Source organism: Streptomyces venezuelae (assembly GCF_008642375.1).
Classification (GTDB): domain Bacteria; phylum Actinomycetota; class Actinomycetes; order Streptomycetales; family Streptomycetaceae; genus Streptomyces; species Streptomyces venezuelae_G.
Map to the genome: position 1 here is coordinate 6,062,011 of NZ_CP029194.1, position 14,706 is coordinate 6,076,716.

Sequence of the window (14,706 nt, forward strand, 5' to 3'; positions counted from 1 at the left end):
TCAGAGCTCCGCGAGGAGTTCCGCCTTCTTCGCCGAGAACTCCTCGTCCGTCACGAGCCCGGCCCGGTGCAGGTCGCCCAGGTGCCGGATCCTTTCCGCTACCGCCCCGGGGTCGCGGCGCGCGGTGGCCGGGACGCCGGCCGTGACGGGCACGCGGTCCTTGCCGCGGATGGCCGCGAGGACCGCCGCGGCGAAGGGGAGGGACTCGTGCACGGGCCCGTAGCCGAGGCCGAAGACGACCGAGGCCGGGTCCCGGTCGGGCTGTGCGGGCCGGGCGCCGCCGTCCCTGGGCACCAGTCGCAGGTATCCGTCGAGGATCTCCGGCGAGCGCCACTCGACGCCGCTGAGCTCCCGTACCGAGAAGGTCTGGTCGCCGGCCTTCCACTTCTCCGAGGACGCGCCCGTCCAGGACCAGCGGAAGGCGACCTCCGACGTCCCGTCGAAGCTCGCCCGCCCGTCGTACGTCTTGAAGGACAGCGGCCCCGCGGGCGCGGCCACCAGGAAGCCGTCGGCGGGCCGCACGGCCACGGCGTCACCGGCGTCCTCGCCCTCAATCTGGGGGAAGCCCGCGTCCGCCTCCGCAGCGAAGCCCGCGTCCGCCGGGAGCAGCGCCCGCAGCTCGTCCCGGTAGTACTCGGCGAGCGTCTCCCGGTCCGCCGGAAGCACCAGACGGTACGGGTCGCAGGCCTCCTTGAGCTGGCCCGCGGCCGCCTCCATCAGCGGATCGGCGCCCGGCCGCGGCACGGCGTGCAGCACGACGGTGCCCCGCTTGCCGGGCGTGAGCGTCACGGACGCCAAAGCCTCGTGCGGTACTCGTCGTTCGCGTAGCGCGCCGAAGAGCCTCGGCGTGTTGCGGTTCCCCCGTTCGAAGCGGATGACGAGGGCATCGCTCTCGAACTCCCAGGTGGCATGAATTCCGGCCAGCACATCACCCATACGCCTCATCGTATGCGGCGTATGCCTGTGCGTCGCCCCTGTGAAAGGTCGGGAAATTCCGTGATCTACGCGCGTCAGGCCCCTTCCGCACCGGATATTCCGTGGTGGCAAGCGCTGTCGGCACGTGCGCAGATCAGGTCCTGGTACGAACCGACCCCTATCGCGGCGAAGTTGCCGAGGCTCTCCGTCCCCGGCTCGAAATAGCCGCTGTGGCCGGCCGCTCCGCCCGCCGAGAGCAGCCGCGCGCCGAATTCCGGTTCCACCGGGTCCGCGCCGTGCCCGACCCCGCCCACCTCCATGTGCGGCACGTCCTCGATCCAGTCGTCCGGGTCCCGCATCGCCCACACCCGGGCCGGGGTGGCGAGCTCCGCGGCGCGCTCCACCCGCATGCCGGGGCTGCCGGCGACGGCGAGATCAGTCACCCGGGAGGGCAGCTCGGGTGCGGCGAGCCCGCAGACGACGGAGCCGTAGCTGTGGCAGAAGAGCGCCACCCGGGCGTCGCCGGGCAGCGCCGCGGTCAGCTCCGTGAGCCGTACGGCTCCGTTCGCGGCGAGCCGGCCGGTCATCGCGTCGACGCCGACCCCGGCGGGCGCGGTGTAGTCGGCCCAGGCGATGACGGCGACCCGGGCGCCGGGGGCGGCCCGCCGCTCGGCGGCGAACAGCGCCTGGGCCATGCCTGCGGGAGCCGCGTACCGGCCGTGGGTCTTCTGGAAGGTGAGGAGGGTCGTGTCGACGCCGGGCACGATCACCGAGACCCGCCGGGCCCGCTCCAGATCGCCGAGGACCTCGGCCGCGCGTCCCTTGCCCGTCGGGTCGAAGGCCAGGACCTGGCGGCCGGGCCGCATCAGGGAGGCGAAGCGGTCGGCCCTGCGGCGTGCCTCGTGCCGGCCTTCGGCGGAGAGCCGGGTGCCGTCGAGCCGGCTCCGCTCGGCGTCGAGCGCCGCCGCGAGCGTGATCCTGTTGGCGCGGTAGCGGAGGGCGACGGGGGCGCCGTTGAGATTGCCGACGACGAGGGGGTGCCGTTCGGCGAGCCGGGCGCCGCCGGCCGGTCCGAGCCGGGCGAAGAACGCGGCGACCGCGCGGGCCGGGGTGGCCGCCGGGTCGGGCAGCGGCTGGTGGCCGACGCGGTCGCGCGCCCACGCGGCGAGCGAGGCCGCGCGGGACGGTCCGGGCTCGGGCCGGTGCCGGATCGTGGTCCACCCGGTGGTCGCGAGCAGCACGAACACGACGGCGAGCGCGAGGAGCGTGCGCGTCACGGCGAGGGTGGGCGAGGCGTCGGCGGAGGTCACGGGGCGCCACCCTACGGGGGCCGGAGCGGGTCGCCCAAAGGGTGTCGCAGGGTACTTCGGAGCGGTACGGAACGCCTACGGGGCGTCGTCGGCGGCCCCGGTCCGCCAGTGCGGGGCGAGCGCCGGGCCGAGGTGGTCGAGGTAACGCTCGGTGAGGGCGCGGATGCCCTCCAGGCTCTGGTCCGTGCCCCGGACCCACATCTGGCCGGTCACCCGCATGACGCCGCTGAAGGCCGCCACCGCGATCCGCGGCCGCGGGTCCCCGTCCACGTCGAGGCCCTCCCGGTCGGCGATGATCCGGGCGATCGTCTCCTCCGTCTCCGCCGAGCGGCGCAGATGGAAGGCGAGCAGCGCGGGCGTCGACTCGATCATCTGGAAGTTCCGCAGGTACAGCTCGACGGGGACGACGTCGGCGATCGCCTCGCCCGCGTGGTCCCAGGAGCTGAGGACGGCGTGCCGCAGCGCGTCGAAGGGGCCTTCGGTGGCCGGCCGCTCGCCGAGGGCCCGCACGAACAGCTCCTCGACCATGTGCTGGACGGCGAAGGCGACCTCTTCCTTGGAGCCGAAGTAGCGGAAGAAGGTGCGCTGGGAGACCTCGACGGCCTCGACGATCTCGTCGACGGTCGTCCGCTCGTACCCCTGGGTGGTGAAGAGCTCCAGGGCCACCCGGATCAGCGCGTCGCGCGTGCGCTGCTTCTTCCGCTCGCGGAGGCCAGGGGCGGGGACGGTCAATTCGAATCTCTTTTCAGGCGTTTCGTCCGAGTCGGGCGAAGTCAGGGTACCTGTGAGCTACGTGACAGTTACCGGCGTGTGAATCGCTTTGTCAATTGTCAGTGGCTGACACTAGCCTCGTTCGCATGACTAGTCAGACCACCGTGGAAAAGGCCCCGCAGGGTCAGGGGGGCATCGCCCGGGAACCCGCACCGGGCCCGGCGAAGGGACTGCGCGGGCACCCGTGGCTGACCCTGTTCGCCGTAGCCGTGGGCGTGATGATGGTCGCGCTCGACGGCACGATCGTCGCCATCGCCAACCCCGCGATCAAGAACGACCTCGGCGCCACGCTCGCCCAGGTGCAGTGGATCACCAACGGCTACCTGCTCGCGCTCGCCGTCGCCCTGATCACCGCCGGCAAGCTCGGCGACCGCTTCGGCCACCGCCAGACCTTCCTCATCGGCATCGCGGGCTTCGCCGCGGCCTCCGGGGCGATCGGCCTGTCCGACTCGATCGGCGCCGTGATCGCCTTCCGTGTCCTCCAGGGCCTCTTCGGCGCCCTGCTGATGCCGGCCGCGCTCGGCCTGTTGCGCGCCACCTTCCCCGCCGAGAAGCTGAACATGGCCATCGGCATCTGGGGCATGGTCATCGGCGCGTCCACGGCGGGCGGCCCGATCGTCGGCGGCCTGCTGGTCGAGCACGTCAGCTGGCAGTCCGTCTTCTTCATCAACGTGCCGGTCGGCGTCGTCGCGCTCGTCCTCGGCCTGGTCATCCTCAAGGACCACCGCGCCGAGAACGCGCCGCGCTCCTTCGACGTCCTCGGCATCCTGCTGCTCTCGGGCGCCATGGCCTCCCTCGTCTGGAGCCTCATCAAGGCCGGCGAGTCCTGGGGCTGGTCCAGCGGCAAGACCTGGGGCTGCCTGATCGGCGCGCTGGTCCTCTTCGCGCTCTTCGCCTTCTGGGAGACCAAGGTCAAGGAGCCGCTGATCCCGCTGGGCATGTTCCGCTCCGTGCCGCTCTCGGCCGGTGTCGTCCTGATGGTCCTGATGGCCTTCGCCTTCATGGGCGGCCTGTTCTTCGTGACCTTCTACCTCCAGGGCGTGAAGGGCCTCAGCCCGGTCGACAGCGGTCTGCACCTGCTGCCGCTGACCGCGATGATGATCGTCTCCTCGCCGCTGGCCGGCGCGCTCATCACCAAGTTCGGGCCGCGCGTGCCGCTCGTCGGCGGCATGGTCTGCACCGCCGTCGCCATGTTCGGCATGATCACGCTCTCGGCCGGTACGGGCACCTTCGCGATGTCCCTGTGGTTCGCGCTGCTCGGCCTGGGCCTCGCCCCGGTCATGGTCGGCGCCACCGAGGTCATCGTCGGCAACGCCCCGCTGGAGCTGTCCGGCGTGGCCGGCGGTCTGCAGCAGGCCGCGATGCAGGTCGGCGGCGCGCTCGGCACCGCGGTGCTCGGCGCCGTCATGTCCTCCAAGGTGGCGGACTCCTTCGCGGGCAACTGGAAGGACGCCGGCATCCCGGCCCCGGTCAACCCGGAGCTCGAGCAGGCCGCCGAGTTCGGCATGGCCCCGCCGGAGCTCGCCGAGGCGCCGGGGATGACCCCCGACCTCTTCGACAAGATCTCCGGCGTCATCCACGACACCTTCCTGGACGGCATGGGCCTGGCCTTCACCGTCGCCGGCGGCGTCGCGGTCGTCGCGGCCCTCGTCGCCACGCTCACCAAGCGCGGGGAGAACGCGGAGGCGGGCGGTATGGGCGGTCACATCTGACGTCCGGCGTCAGGGTTCCCGTAGGGGGCCGTCACCCGTTCGCGTGAACGGGGGCGGCCCCTCTTCCGTTGGCGGGTGACCTCGATCATGCTCTGATTACAGAGAGTGACGAATCGGGGGTTCACCAGCATGTACGCAAAGACCGTTCTCGCCGTCGCGGCCGTCCTGACCGCTCTCCTGGCGGCCCAGGGCACCCCGCCCGCGGCAGCGGCGCCGTCCGGGACGGCCCTCGGGGCCTGCGGTCCCGGCCGGCTCTGCCTCTGGACCAAGCCCGACTTCAAGGGCCGCGCCCAGAGCCACGAGCTGGCCACGACCGACATCGAGAGCTGTGTCGCCCTGCCGCCCGGCACCTCGGCCCAGTCCCTCGCGAACCGCACGGGGCGGCCGGTCACCACGTACCAGTCGGCGGAGTGCGCGGAGACGGGGGAGTTCGAGACGTACCCGGGGCGCGGGACCTGGGTGCCGCAGACGCCCTACGAGGTCAGAGCGTTCAAGATCTGGGAGCGGTAGGGGCGGGGACGTCCGGCGTCTCGTCCGGCGCGGGCACCTGCACCGGGACCGAGAGCCGCGCGACCTCCGCGCGGAGCTCCCGCACCTCCAGGGTCAGCGCCTCCAGGAGCTCGGTCTGCCGGCGCTCCACCGCGTCGTCCCGGTCGAAGCGGGAGATGAACCAGGCCGCGATGTTGGCGGTGACGACACCCAGCAGGGCGATGCCCGAGAGCATCAGACCGACCGCGAGGACCCGGCCGAGACCCGTGGTCGGGGCGTGGTCGCCGTAGCCGACCGTGGTCATCGTGGTGAAGGACCACCAGACCGCGTCCCCGAGCGTCTTGATGTTGCCGTCCGGGGCGTCGCGTTCGACGTGCAGGACGGCCAGCGAGCCGAACATCATCAGTCCGACCACCGCACCCGCCACATAGGTGGTGAGCGTGATCTGCGGGGCCATCCGGGCCCGCCGGCCCACGAGGAGGAGCGTGGAGACGACCCGCAGCAGCCGCAGCGGCTGCACCATCGGCAGCACGACCGCGAGCAGATCGAGGGGGTGGGAGCGGACGAAGGCCCAGCGGGACGGGGCGAGGCCGAGCCGGACGAGGTAGTCGAGGGCGAAGGCCGCCCACACCACCCACTCGACCTGGGTGCACAGCCGGTGCACCCACGGGGCGGCGCCGGGAGCCACGATCGGCACGGCGTAGGCGACGCCGAACGCCACCGCGAGCGCCAGCAGCGGCGTCTGCGTGCGCTTTTCCCAGCTCTTCCAGCGAACCTTCATGCGGGGCATCGTAGAGAACGCCGAAGGGCGGCGGGGCCATCGGCCCCACCGCCCCTCACCAGGCGCTATGCGCTACGGACTCAGGCGTCGCCGCCCGCGGCGCCCGGATCGGCGGCCGCCACGTCGAGCAGCTGGTAGCGGTCGACGGCCTGCTTCAGGGCCGACCGGTCGACCTTGCCCGCGCGGGCCAGCTCGGTCAGCACCGACAGCACGATCGACTGGGCGTCGATGTGGAAGTAGCGGCGGGCCGCACCCCGCGTGTCCGCGAAGCCGAAGCCGTCCGCGCCCAGCGAGGTGTACGTCCCCGGCACCCAGCGGGAGATCTGGTCCGGGACCGCGCGCATCCAGTCCGAGACCGCGACGAACGGGCCGTCGGCGCCCTGGAGCTTGCGCGTCACGTACGGGACGAGCTGCTCCTCGTCGGGGTGGAGCAGATTGCGCTCCTCGACGGCCACGGCCTCGCGGCGCAGCTCGGTCCACGAGGTCGCGGACCAGACGTCGGCGCGGACGTTCCACTCATCGGCGAGGATCCGCTGCGCCTCGATCGCCCACGGCACGGCGACACCGGAGGCCATGATCTGCGCCGGGATCGCACCGGCCTCGGCCGGCTTGAAGCGGTGGAGGCCGGCGAGGATGCCCTCGACGTCCACGTCCGCCGGCTCGGCCGGGTGCTGGATCGGCTCGTTGTAGACGGTCAGGTAGTAGAAGACGTCCTCGGCGGCCGGGCCGTACATCCGGCGCAGGCCGTCCTTGACGATGTGCGCGATCTCGAAACCGAAGGCCGGGTCGTAGGCGATACAGGCCGGGTTGGTCGAGGCGAGCAGGTGCGAGTGGCCGTCCGCGTGCTGGAGGCCCTCGCCGGTCAGCGTCGTGCGGCCGGCGGTGGCGCCGAGCACGAAGCCGCGCGCCAGCTGGTCGGCCATCTGCCAGAACTGGTCGCCGGTCCGCTGGAAACCGAACATCGAGTAGAAGACGTACACCGGGATCAGCGGCTCGCCGTGCGTGGCGTACGCCGAGCCCGCGGCGATCAGCGAGGCCGTGCAGCCGGCCTCGGAGATGCCGTCGTGCAGCATCTGACCCGTAGGCGACTCCTTGTAGGCGAGGAGGAGTTCGCGGTCCACCGCCTCGTACTGCTGGCCCAGCGGGTTGTAGATCTTGGCGCTCGGGAAGAAGGCGTCCATGCCGAAGGTGCGGTACTCGTCGGGCGCGATCAGCACGAAGCGCTTGCCGATCTCCTTGTCCCGCATGAGGTCCTTCAGGATGCGGACGAAGGCCATCGTGGTGGCGATCGACTGCTGCCCCGAGCCCTTCTTGGCCGCCGCGTAGGTCTTGTCGTCGGGGAGGACCAGCGGCTTCGCCCGCACGACACGGGTCGGCACGTACCCGCCCAGCGCGCTGCGCCGGTCGTGCATGTACTGGATCTCCTCGGAGTTCCGGCCGGGGTGGTAGTACGGCGGCAGGCCGTCCTCCAACTGCCGGTCCGTCACCGGGATGTGCAGCCGGTCGCGGAAGCGCTTGAGGTCGTCGACCGTCAGCTTCTTCATCTGGTGGGTCGCGTTGCGGCCCTCGAAGTTCGGGCCCAGCGTCCAGCCCTTGACGGTCTGCGCGAGGATCACCGTCGGCTGGCCGGCGTGCGCCTTCGCCGCCGCGTAGGCCGCGTAGATCTTCTTGTGGTCGTGGCCGCCGCGCCCCAGGTGCAGGACCTGCTGGTCCGACATGCCCTCGACCATGGCCCGCAGCCGGTGGTCGTCGCCGAAGAAGTGGTCGCGGATGTAGCCGCCGGTCTCCGTCGCGTACGTCTGGAACTGGCCGTCCGGGGTGGTGTTCAGCTTGTTCACCAGGATGCCGTCGCGGTCCTGCGCGAGCAGCGGGTCCCAGGAGCGGTCCCAGATCAGCTTGATGACGTTCCAGCCGTTGCCCCGGAAGATCGACTCCAGCTCCTGGATGATCTTGCCGTTGCCGCGGACCGGGCCGTCGAGCCGCTGGAGGTTGCAGTTGACGACGAAGGTCAGGTTGTCCAGGCCCTCGCGGGCGGCGATGGAGAGCTGGCCGAGCGACTCGACCTCGTCCATCTCGCCGTCGCCGAGGAACGCCCAGACGTGCGACTTGGAGGTGTCGGCGATGCCGCGCGCCTCCATGTACCGGTTCATCCGCGCCTGGTAGATCGCGCCGAGCGGGCCGAGGCCCATCGACACGGTCGGGAACTCCCAGAAGTCCGGCATCAGCCGCGGGTGCGGGTACGACGAGAGCCCGTTCGGGAACTTCGACCTCTCCTGGCGGAATCCGTCGAGCTGAGTGTCGTTCAGCCGGTCCAGGAGGTACGCGCGGGCGTAGATGCCGGGGGAGGCGTGCCCCTGGAAGAAGATCTGGTCGCCGCCGTCGCCCTCGTCCTTGCCGCGGAAGAAGTGGTTGAAGCCGACGTCGTAGAGGGAGGCCGAGGAGGCGAAGGTGGCGATGTGACCGCCGACGCCGATGCCCGGGCGCTGGGCGCGCGAGACCATCACGGCCGCGTTCCACCGCGTCGCGTTGAGGACCTTGCGCTCGATCTCCTCGTTGCCGGGGAAGAAGGGCTCGTCCTTGGTGGCGATGGTGTTGACGTAGTCCGTGCTGCGCATCTCGGGCACGGCCACGCGCTTCTCGCGTGCCCGCTCGATCAGACGGAGCATGAGGTAGCGGGCCCGCTCACGGCCCCGCTCGTCGACGGCCGCGTCGAGGGAGTCGAGCCATTCCTGGGTCTCTTCCGGGTCGAAATCCGGGACCTGGCTGGGAAGGCCGCCAATGATGATCGGGTTGCGATCGGATCCGGGAGCCACGCTCTTCCTTCACTGTCGGTGGTGCCCACGGGGCCACGGAGTGGTCGGGCTGTCCATCGTGTACCCCGCCGGCGCCAGACGTCACATTTACCGAGGGGTAACCCCTACGGGGGGCCCAGCGGTGTCCGCGGTGTCCTCCACGTCTTCGGATGTGTTCAAATCGCAACCTTACGCCCAACTCGCGCATGCGTTTCGTCCGGGCGTTCGGCAGACTGAAAGCTCAGAAGTCCGTAAACCGGGATGAATCATGTGGGACTGATCACGGAGTGCGGCCGGAGCGTGCCGGAAGTTGGGGCGAGACGGCCCCAAACGTCACCGTTTCGGCGGTCTCCGCGGCCCAGTACTTGCGCGATGAGCCCCGGCACGTGTGGACTACGGCCAGCGCCGCGCGCATACGCGTGGCCCACAGCATTTTCCGAATGAGCAGGAGGCAAGCCGTGAGCGCGACCGCGGACCACGCGGAGGAGCGGACCAACCCGGCAGCGAGGCTGGGGTTCGAGCCCGGACAGGTGGTCCAGGAGATCGGCTACGACGACGACGTCGACCAGGATCTCCGTGAAGGCATCGAGTCCATCATCGGCGCCGAGCTCGTGGACGAGGATTACGACGACGTCGCCGACGCCGTTGTCCTCTGGTTCCGCGACGAGGACGGCGATCTCACCGACGCACTGGTGGACGCCATCGGTCTTCTGGAGGACGGCGGCGTGATCTGGCTGCTGACGCCGAAGACCGGCCGTGACGGCTACATCGAGCCGAGCGATATCAACGATGCCGCGCAGACTGCTGGTCTCTCCCAGACCAAGAGCATCAGCGTCGCCAAGGACTGGGCGGGCGCCCGTCTGGTGGCCCCCAAGCGCTGATCACCACGTTGCGAGACGCCCCCGCCGGTACGCCGGCGGGGGCTTTCGCGCACAGGCCGTAGGCTGGGCCTCACCGATTCGGCCCAAAGGGCCGATTCGCTCCGCGGGCCGGTCCGGTCCGGGGATTCGGGCTCCGGCGGAAGGGATACGTGGGCGATGGCGATCGAGGTCGGCACCGAGGCCCCGGGATTCGAGCTGAAGGACAACCACGGACGCACCGTGAGGCTCTCGGACTTCCGCGGCGAGAAGACCGTGGTGCTGCTCTTCTACCCCTTCGCCTTCACCGGTGTCTGCACCGGCGAACTGCGCGAGCTGCGGGACAACCTCCCGACGTTCGTCAACGACGACACCCAGCTCCTCGCCGTCTCCAACGACTCGATCCACACCCTGCGCGTCTTCGCCGACCAGGAGGACCTGGACTTCCCGCTGCTCTCCGACTTCTGGAAGCACGGCGAGGCCTCCCGCGCCTACGGCGTCTTCGACGAGGAGAAGGGCTGCGCCGTGCGCGGCACCTTCATCATCGACAAGGAGGGCGTCGTCCGCTGGACCGTCGTGAACGCCCTGCCGGACGCCCGGGACATCGGCGACTACGTCAAGGCGCTCGACGCCGTCTGAGCCGCCCAGGGGGTGTCCCGCGGCCGACACCTCGGATTCGCCGGGCGAATCGACTGTTTCGACCGGGAACCCGTCACTAGGATCCACTCGTTGATCCGATGCCAACGCACGACTGGGGCGCTGCCCCTGAAAACGTATGGAGGGACTCGTGGGAGTCAGCCTCAGCAAGGGCGGCAACGTCTCGCTGACCAAGGAGGCCCCTGGCCTGACCGCCGTGACCGTCGGTCTGGGCTGGGACGTCCGCACCACCACCGGTACGGACTTCGACCTCGACGCCAGCGCCATCCTGGTGAGCGAGGAGGGCAAGGTCCGCAACGACCAGGACTTCGTCTTCTTCAACAACCTGAAGAGCGCCGACGGCTCGGTCGAGCACACCGGTGACAACCTCACCGGCGAGGGCGAGGGCGACGACGAGCAGGTCAAGGTCAGCCTGGCGACCGTGCCTGCCGACGTGAGCAAGATCGTCTTCCCGGTGTCGATCTACGACGCCGAGAACCGCCAGCAGTCCTTCGGTCAGGTGCGCAACGCGTTCATCCGCGTCGTGAACCAGGCCGGCGGCGCCGAGATCGCCCGCTACGACCTCTCCGAGGACGCCTCGACCGAGACCGCCATGGTCTTCGGCGAGCTGTACCGCCACGGCGCGGAGTGGAAGTTCCGCGCGGTCGGTCAGGGGTATGCCTCAGGTCTGCGCGGAATCGCGGCGGACTTCGGCGTCAACGTCTGAGCCGAACCGTTCGAACCGTCCGGCGCCGCACACTCCGTGCGGCGCCGGACGTGCCTCATCACCACCGGGGAGGAACCGATCACATGGGTGTCACACTCGCCAAGGGAGGCAATGTCTCCCTCTCCAAGGCCGCTCCCAACCTCACCAAGGTCCTCGTAGGGCTCGGCTGGGACGCGCGCTCCACCACCGGAGCCCCCTTCGACCTCGACGCCAGCGCCCTGCTGTGCCAGGCCGGACGCGTGCTGGGCGACGAGTACTTCGTCTTCTACAACCAGCTCCGCAGCCCCGAGGGCTCCGTCGAACACACCGGCGACAACCTCACCGGCGAGGGTGACGGGGACGACGAGTCCCTCATCGTGGACCTCACCAAGGTCCCGGCCCACTGCGACAAGATCGTCTTCCCCGTCTCGATCCACGACGCCGACAACCGCGCACAGAGCTTCGGTCAGGTCAGCAACGCCTTCATCCGGGTCGTGAACCAGTCGGACGGCCAGGAGCTCGCGCGCTACGACCTCTCCGAGGACGCCTCCTCCGAGACCGCGATGATCTTCGGCGAGCTCTACCGCTACAACGGCGAATGGAAGTTCAGAGCGGTCGGTCAGGGGTACGCGTCCGGGCTCCGGGGCATCGCTCTAGACTTCGGGGTCAACGTTTCGTAAAGCCATGTAATTTCACGATGGGGTAGACAGTGGTTCTGAAAACCTTCGGCTGGTCGTTCGCGATCACTGCGCTCGGTCTGGTCGCAGCGGTGCTCTACGGGGGGTGGGAGGCCTTCGGGATCGTCGCGATCCTCTGCGTCCTCGAGATCTCGCTGTCCTTCGACAACGCGGTGGTCAACGCCGGAATCCTGAAGAAGATGAATGCCTTCTGGCAGAAGATCTTCCTCACCATCGGCATCCTGATCGCCGTCTTCGGCATGCGACTGGTCTTCCCCGTCGTGATCGTCGCGATCAGCGCCAAGATCGGCCCCATCGAGGCCGTCGATCTCGCGCTCAACGACGCCGAGCGCTACGAGCAGCTCGTGACCGACGCCCACCCGTCGATCGCGGCCTTCGGCGGCATGTTCCTGCTGATGATCTTCCTCGACTTCATCTTCGAGGACCGTGACATCAAGTGGCTCGGCTGGCTGGAGCGCCCGCTGGCCAAGCTCGGCAAGGTCGACATGCTCTCGGTCTGCATCGCCCTGATCGTCCTGGCGATCAGCGCCATGACCTTCGCGACCCAGGCCCACCAGCACGGCGGCACGCACATCGACGCGGCGTCGACCGTCCTGCTCTCGGGCGTCTTCGGTCTGATCACCTACCTCATCGTCGGCGGTCTCTCCAGCTTCTTCGAGAACAAGCTGGAGGAGGAAGAGGAGCGCGAGCACGAGGCCGAGGAAGAGGCCAAGCGCAGCGGCAAGAAGGTCACCGTCGTCCAGCTGGCCGGCAAGGCCGCCTTCTTCATGTTCCTGTACCTGGAGGTCCTCGACGCCTCCTTCTCCTTCGACGGTGTCATCGGCGCCTTCGCCATCACCAACGACATCGTCCTGATGGCGCTCGGCCTCGGCGTCGGCGCCATGTACGTCCGTTCGCTGACGGTCTACCTGGTCCGCCAGGGCACCCTCGACGACTACGTCTACCTGGAGCACGGCGCGCACTACGCGATCGGCGCGCTGGCCGTCATCCTCATGATCAGCATCCGCTTCCAGATCCCCGAGATCGTCACCGGTGGTATCGGTGTCGCCCTCATCGCCTGGTCCTTCTGGTCCTCCGTCCGGCGCAACAAGGCCCTCGCGGCGGCCGAGGGCGGCTCGGGCGGCAAGACGGAGGTGTCCGCCGGGGTGTGACACCCCCGGTAACGAGGAACGCTTCACTGCGGGGCGGTCGGTGCACCCGGCCGCCCCGCAGGCATGTGCGGTGATCAGTGGGCGATCAGTGGGGGGTGAAGGCGTCATGGCCTTCTGGGACAACCTGTTTCCGGGGCGCGCGGCGCAGTTCGACATGGGCGGAGCCGCGTCGAACACGATCGACCTGACGAAGCGGCGCCCGTCGGTCTCACTCACCAAGCAGGGCGCCGCCACCGGCAACCTCCGGGTCAACCTCTCCTGGCGGATGCGGACCTCCGACCTCGAAGGGCGCTCCCGGCAGAGCGGCCGGCTGCTGCGCAACCCCGCGCAGTTCTTCAAGCCCGAGGTCGTCCAGGCCCACACCCAGGGCATGGTCAACGTCGACCTGGACCTCGGCTGTCTCTACGAGCTCACCGACGGCAGCAAGGGCGTGGTGCAGCCCCTCGGCGGCTTCTTCGGCGACCTCAACGGCGCCCCGTACGTGAAGCTCAGCGGCGACGACCGCTTCGGGGGCTCCTCCGGAGAGACGATCTTCATCAATCTGGACCACAAGGACGAGATCAAGCGGCTGCTCTTCTTCGTCTACATCTACGACCAGACGCCGGCCTTCGACCGCACCCACGCCAAGATCACGCTCTACCCGAGCAACGGCCCCCGGATCGAGATCGACCTCGACGAGCGGGCCCCGCAGGCCCGCTCCTGCGCGGTCTTCTCCGTGGACAACACGAAGGGCGACCTGACCGTCCGCCGCGAGGTGCGCTTCGTGTACGGCTTCCAGGCCGAGCTGGACCGTCTGTACGGCTGGGGACTGCAGTGGGGGCGCGGCTACAAGACCAAGGCGTGACCGTGCGTCCCCGGGCCTCAAGGTCCTTCCGGCTCTTGGTGCCTGCCCGGGCCTCAGGGCCTGACGAACTGGGGGCCCATGGGGGGCATCCGGAACTCCGGAGCCGCGTGCGGGTCGGTCCGGTGGACGGGCTGGGGGTAGCCGTACGCGGGGGCCGGCGCGTGCGCCGGCGGTCCTCCCGGAGAGGCCCCCTGCGGGTATCCGTAGGAGGGCGCCCGGTCCGGCATGGGCGGCGCCGTCGGCTGCGGCGGCACGGGGGCGTGGACCACGGTCGCGTCGAGATCCGGGGAGCCGGCGACGGGGAGATCAGGGGCGGGGGCGCCGGTCGCGCCGTCCTGGGCCTCGGGGAGGTCCTGAGCCCCCTGAGCGGCCCCCTGGGCGGCCTCCTGGGCCGCTTCCTGGGCATCCTCGTCGACGGAGATGCCGAAGTCCGTGGCGAGGCCGACGAGACCCGTCGGGTAGCCCTGCCCCACCGCGCGGAACTTCCAGCCGTCCCCGCGCCGGTACAGCTCGCCGCAGATGACCGCCGTCTCCTCGCCGGTCTCCGCCGTCACGTCGAACAGCGCCAGCGGCTCACGGTCCGGCCCGGCGGTCGCGTCGTACAGCAGGATCCGCAGGTCGGAGACGGACCGGAAGGTGCCGCCGTCGGAGGAGGCCGCGACGACCACCCGGTCGACCGAAGCCTCCAGGCTGCCCAGATCGGCCTCCACGGTGTCCGTCAGCCCCTGGCCCACCCGCTTCTTCGGCAGCCGCCGCACACACCCCGAGGGGTGGCGCGGCTGGTTGTAGAAGACGAAGTCCTCGTCGGACCGCACGCGGCCCTCGGCGCCGAGGAGCAGGGCCGAGGCGTCCACGTCGGGGACCCCGGGGCCCGGGGTCCAGCAGAGCACGGCCCGTACGGCCGCGGTGTCGAGAGGGACGTTGGAGCCCTTCAGCATCGCGTGCGTCATGACCGTAATCCTGCCCTCCCGTCCGACCCGCGGACAACGCGGGGGCGCCACCGATACCGGGACGAGATGACGGATGCTGACGAGTTACCTGAAT

At 70.1% G+C, this 14,706-nt stretch carries 14 protein-coding genes; 8 read left to right on the plus strand and 6 right to left on the minus strand.

Annotated elements, in window-relative coordinates:
* From DEJ46_RS27745 to DEJ46_RS27755, 3 genes are all read right to left on the minus strand, one after another.
* Nucleotides 1-936: a DUF4429 domain-containing protein gene (locus tag DEJ46_RS27745; RefSeq protein ID WP_150270646.1), complete on the minus strand. Its 936-nt coding sequence runs from the start codon at nucleotides 934-936 to the stop codon at nucleotides 1-3.
* 74 nt (nucleotides 937-1,010) lie between these two features.
* Nucleotides 1,011-2,225: an alpha/beta hydrolase gene (locus DEJ46_RS27750; protein ID WP_150270648.1), complete on the minus strand. Its 1,215-nt coding sequence runs from the start codon at nucleotides 2,223-2,225 to the stop codon at nucleotides 1,011-1,013.
* A 75-nt stretch (nucleotides 2,226-2,300) separates the two neighbouring features.
* Nucleotides 2,301-2,957: a TetR family transcriptional regulator gene (locus DEJ46_RS27755; RefSeq protein ID WP_150270650.1), complete on the minus strand. Its 657-nt coding sequence runs from the start codon at nucleotides 2,955-2,957 to the stop codon at nucleotides 2,301-2,303.
* A gap of 125 nt (nucleotides 2,958-3,082) precedes the next feature.
* Between DEJ46_RS27755 and DEJ46_RS27760 the strand changes: the two genes are divergently transcribed.
* Together DEJ46_RS27760 and DEJ46_RS27765 are read left to right on the plus strand one after the other, a co-directional pair.
* On the plus strand, nucleotides 3,083-4,708 hold the full coding sequence (locus DEJ46_RS27760; RefSeq protein WP_150270652.1) for an MFS transporter: 1,626 nt from the start codon (nucleotides 3,083-3,085) through the stop codon (nucleotides 4,706-4,708).
* 129 nt (nucleotides 4,709-4,837) lie between these two features.
* Nucleotides 4,838-5,218: a peptidase inhibitor family I36 protein gene (locus DEJ46_RS27765; RefSeq protein WP_150270654.1), complete on the plus strand. Its 381-nt coding sequence runs from the start codon at nucleotides 4,838-4,840 to the stop codon at nucleotides 5,216-5,218.
* Here DEJ46_RS27765 and DEJ46_RS27770 read toward each other — a convergent pair.
* Together DEJ46_RS27770 and aceE are read right to left on the minus strand one after the other, a co-directional pair.
* Complete coding sequence (locus DEJ46_RS27770) at nucleotides 5,199-5,978, minus strand: potassium channel family protein (RefSeq protein ID WP_150270656.1); 780 nt, start codon at nucleotides 5,976-5,978, stop codon at nucleotides 5,199-5,201. The two genes, DEJ46_RS27765 and DEJ46_RS27770, sit on opposite strands and share 20 nt — an antisense overlap.
* 80 nt (nucleotides 5,979-6,058) lie before the next feature.
* A complete protein-coding gene (gene aceE / locus DEJ46_RS27775; protein WP_150270658.1) occupies nucleotides 6,059-8,791 on the minus strand; it encodes a pyruvate dehydrogenase (acetyl-transferring), homodimeric type in 2,733 nt (910 codons plus the stop codon).
* Between the two features lie 437 nt (nucleotides 8,792-9,228).
* Between aceE and DEJ46_RS27780 the strand changes: the two genes are divergently transcribed.
* The 6 genes from DEJ46_RS27780 to DEJ46_RS27805 all read left to right on the plus strand — a co-directional run bounded on the left by DEJ46_RS27780 (nucleotide 9,229) and on the right by DEJ46_RS27805 (nucleotide 13,662).
* Nucleotides 9,229-9,651, plus strand: coding sequence for a DUF3052 domain-containing protein (locus DEJ46_RS27780; RefSeq protein ID WP_150270660.1), 423 nt, complete (start codon nucleotides 9,229-9,231; stop codon nucleotides 9,649-9,651).
* Nucleotides 9,652-9,807: 156 nt separating this feature from the next.
* Nucleotides 9,808-10,266 carry a peroxiredoxin gene (locus DEJ46_RS27785; protein ID WP_150270662.1) on the plus strand — a complete coding sequence of 153 codons (459 nt, stop codon included), beginning with the start codon at nucleotides 9,808-9,810 and terminating at the stop codon, nucleotides 10,264-10,266.
* A gap of 148 nt (nucleotides 10,267-10,414) precedes the next feature.
* Nucleotides 10,415-10,990: a TerD family protein gene (locus DEJ46_RS27790; RefSeq protein ID WP_024761283.1), complete on the plus strand. Its 576-nt coding sequence runs from the start codon at nucleotides 10,415-10,417 to the stop codon at nucleotides 10,988-10,990.
* Nucleotides 10,991-11,073: 83 nt separating this feature from the next.
* On the plus strand, nucleotides 11,074-11,649 hold the full coding sequence (locus tag DEJ46_RS27795) for a TerD family protein (RefSeq protein WP_150270664.1): 576 nt from the start codon (nucleotides 11,074-11,076) through the stop codon (nucleotides 11,647-11,649).
* A 29-nt stretch (nucleotides 11,650-11,678) separates the two neighbouring features.
* On the plus strand, nucleotides 11,679-12,818 hold the full coding sequence (locus DEJ46_RS27800) for a DUF475 domain-containing protein (RefSeq protein ID WP_150270666.1): 1,140 nt from the start codon (nucleotides 11,679-11,681) through the stop codon (nucleotides 12,816-12,818).
* A 106-nt stretch (nucleotides 12,819-12,924) separates the two neighbouring features.
* A complete protein-coding gene (locus tag DEJ46_RS27805; protein WP_150270668.1) occupies nucleotides 12,925-13,662 on the plus strand; it encodes a Tellurium resistance in 738 nt (245 codons plus the stop codon).
* A gap of 53 nt (nucleotides 13,663-13,715) precedes the next feature.
* On the opposite strand, the gene DEJ46_RS27810 is transcribed toward DEJ46_RS27805, so the two are convergent.
* On the minus strand, nucleotides 13,716-14,612 hold the full coding sequence (locus DEJ46_RS27810; protein ID WP_190622931.1) for a TerD family protein: 897 nt from the start codon (nucleotides 14,610-14,612) through the stop codon (nucleotides 13,716-13,718).
* Nucleotides 14,613-14,706: the final 94 nt, after the last annotated feature.

What these genes read in the sequence shown, in the direction of transcription:
- DEJ46_RS27810 (WP_190622931.1), bottom strand. Translation starts at nt 14,612, where the DNA reads ATGACGCACGCGATGCTGAAGGGCTCCAACGTCCCTCTCGACACCGCG.
- DEJ46_RS27795 (WP_150270664.1), top strand. Translation starts at nt 11,074, where the DNA reads ATGGGTGTCACACTCGCCAAGGGAGGCAATGTCTCCCTCTCCAAGGCC.
- DEJ46_RS27770 (WP_150270656.1), bottom strand. Translation starts at nt 5,978, where the DNA reads ATGAAGGTTCGCTGGAAGAGCTGGGAAAAGCGCACGCAGACGCCGCTG.
- DEJ46_RS27760 (WP_150270652.1), top strand. Translation starts at nt 3,083, where the DNA reads ATGACTAGTCAGACCACCGTGGAAAAGGCCCCGCAGGGTCAGGGGGGC.
- DEJ46_RS27765 (WP_150270654.1), top strand. Translation starts at nt 4,838, where the DNA reads ATGTACGCAAAGACCGTTCTCGCCGTCGCGGCCGTCCTGACCGCTCTC.
- DEJ46_RS27785 (WP_150270662.1), top strand. Translation starts at nt 9,808, where the DNA reads ATGGCGATCGAGGTCGGCACCGAGGCCCCGGGATTCGAGCTGAAGGAC.
- DEJ46_RS27745 (WP_150270646.1), bottom strand. Translation starts at nt 936, where the DNA reads ATGGGTGATGTGCTGGCCGGAATTCATGCCACCTGGGAGTTCGAGAGC.
- DEJ46_RS27805 (WP_150270668.1), top strand. Translation starts at nt 12,925, where the DNA reads ATGGCCTTCTGGGACAACCTGTTTCCGGGGCGCGCGGCGCAGTTCGAC.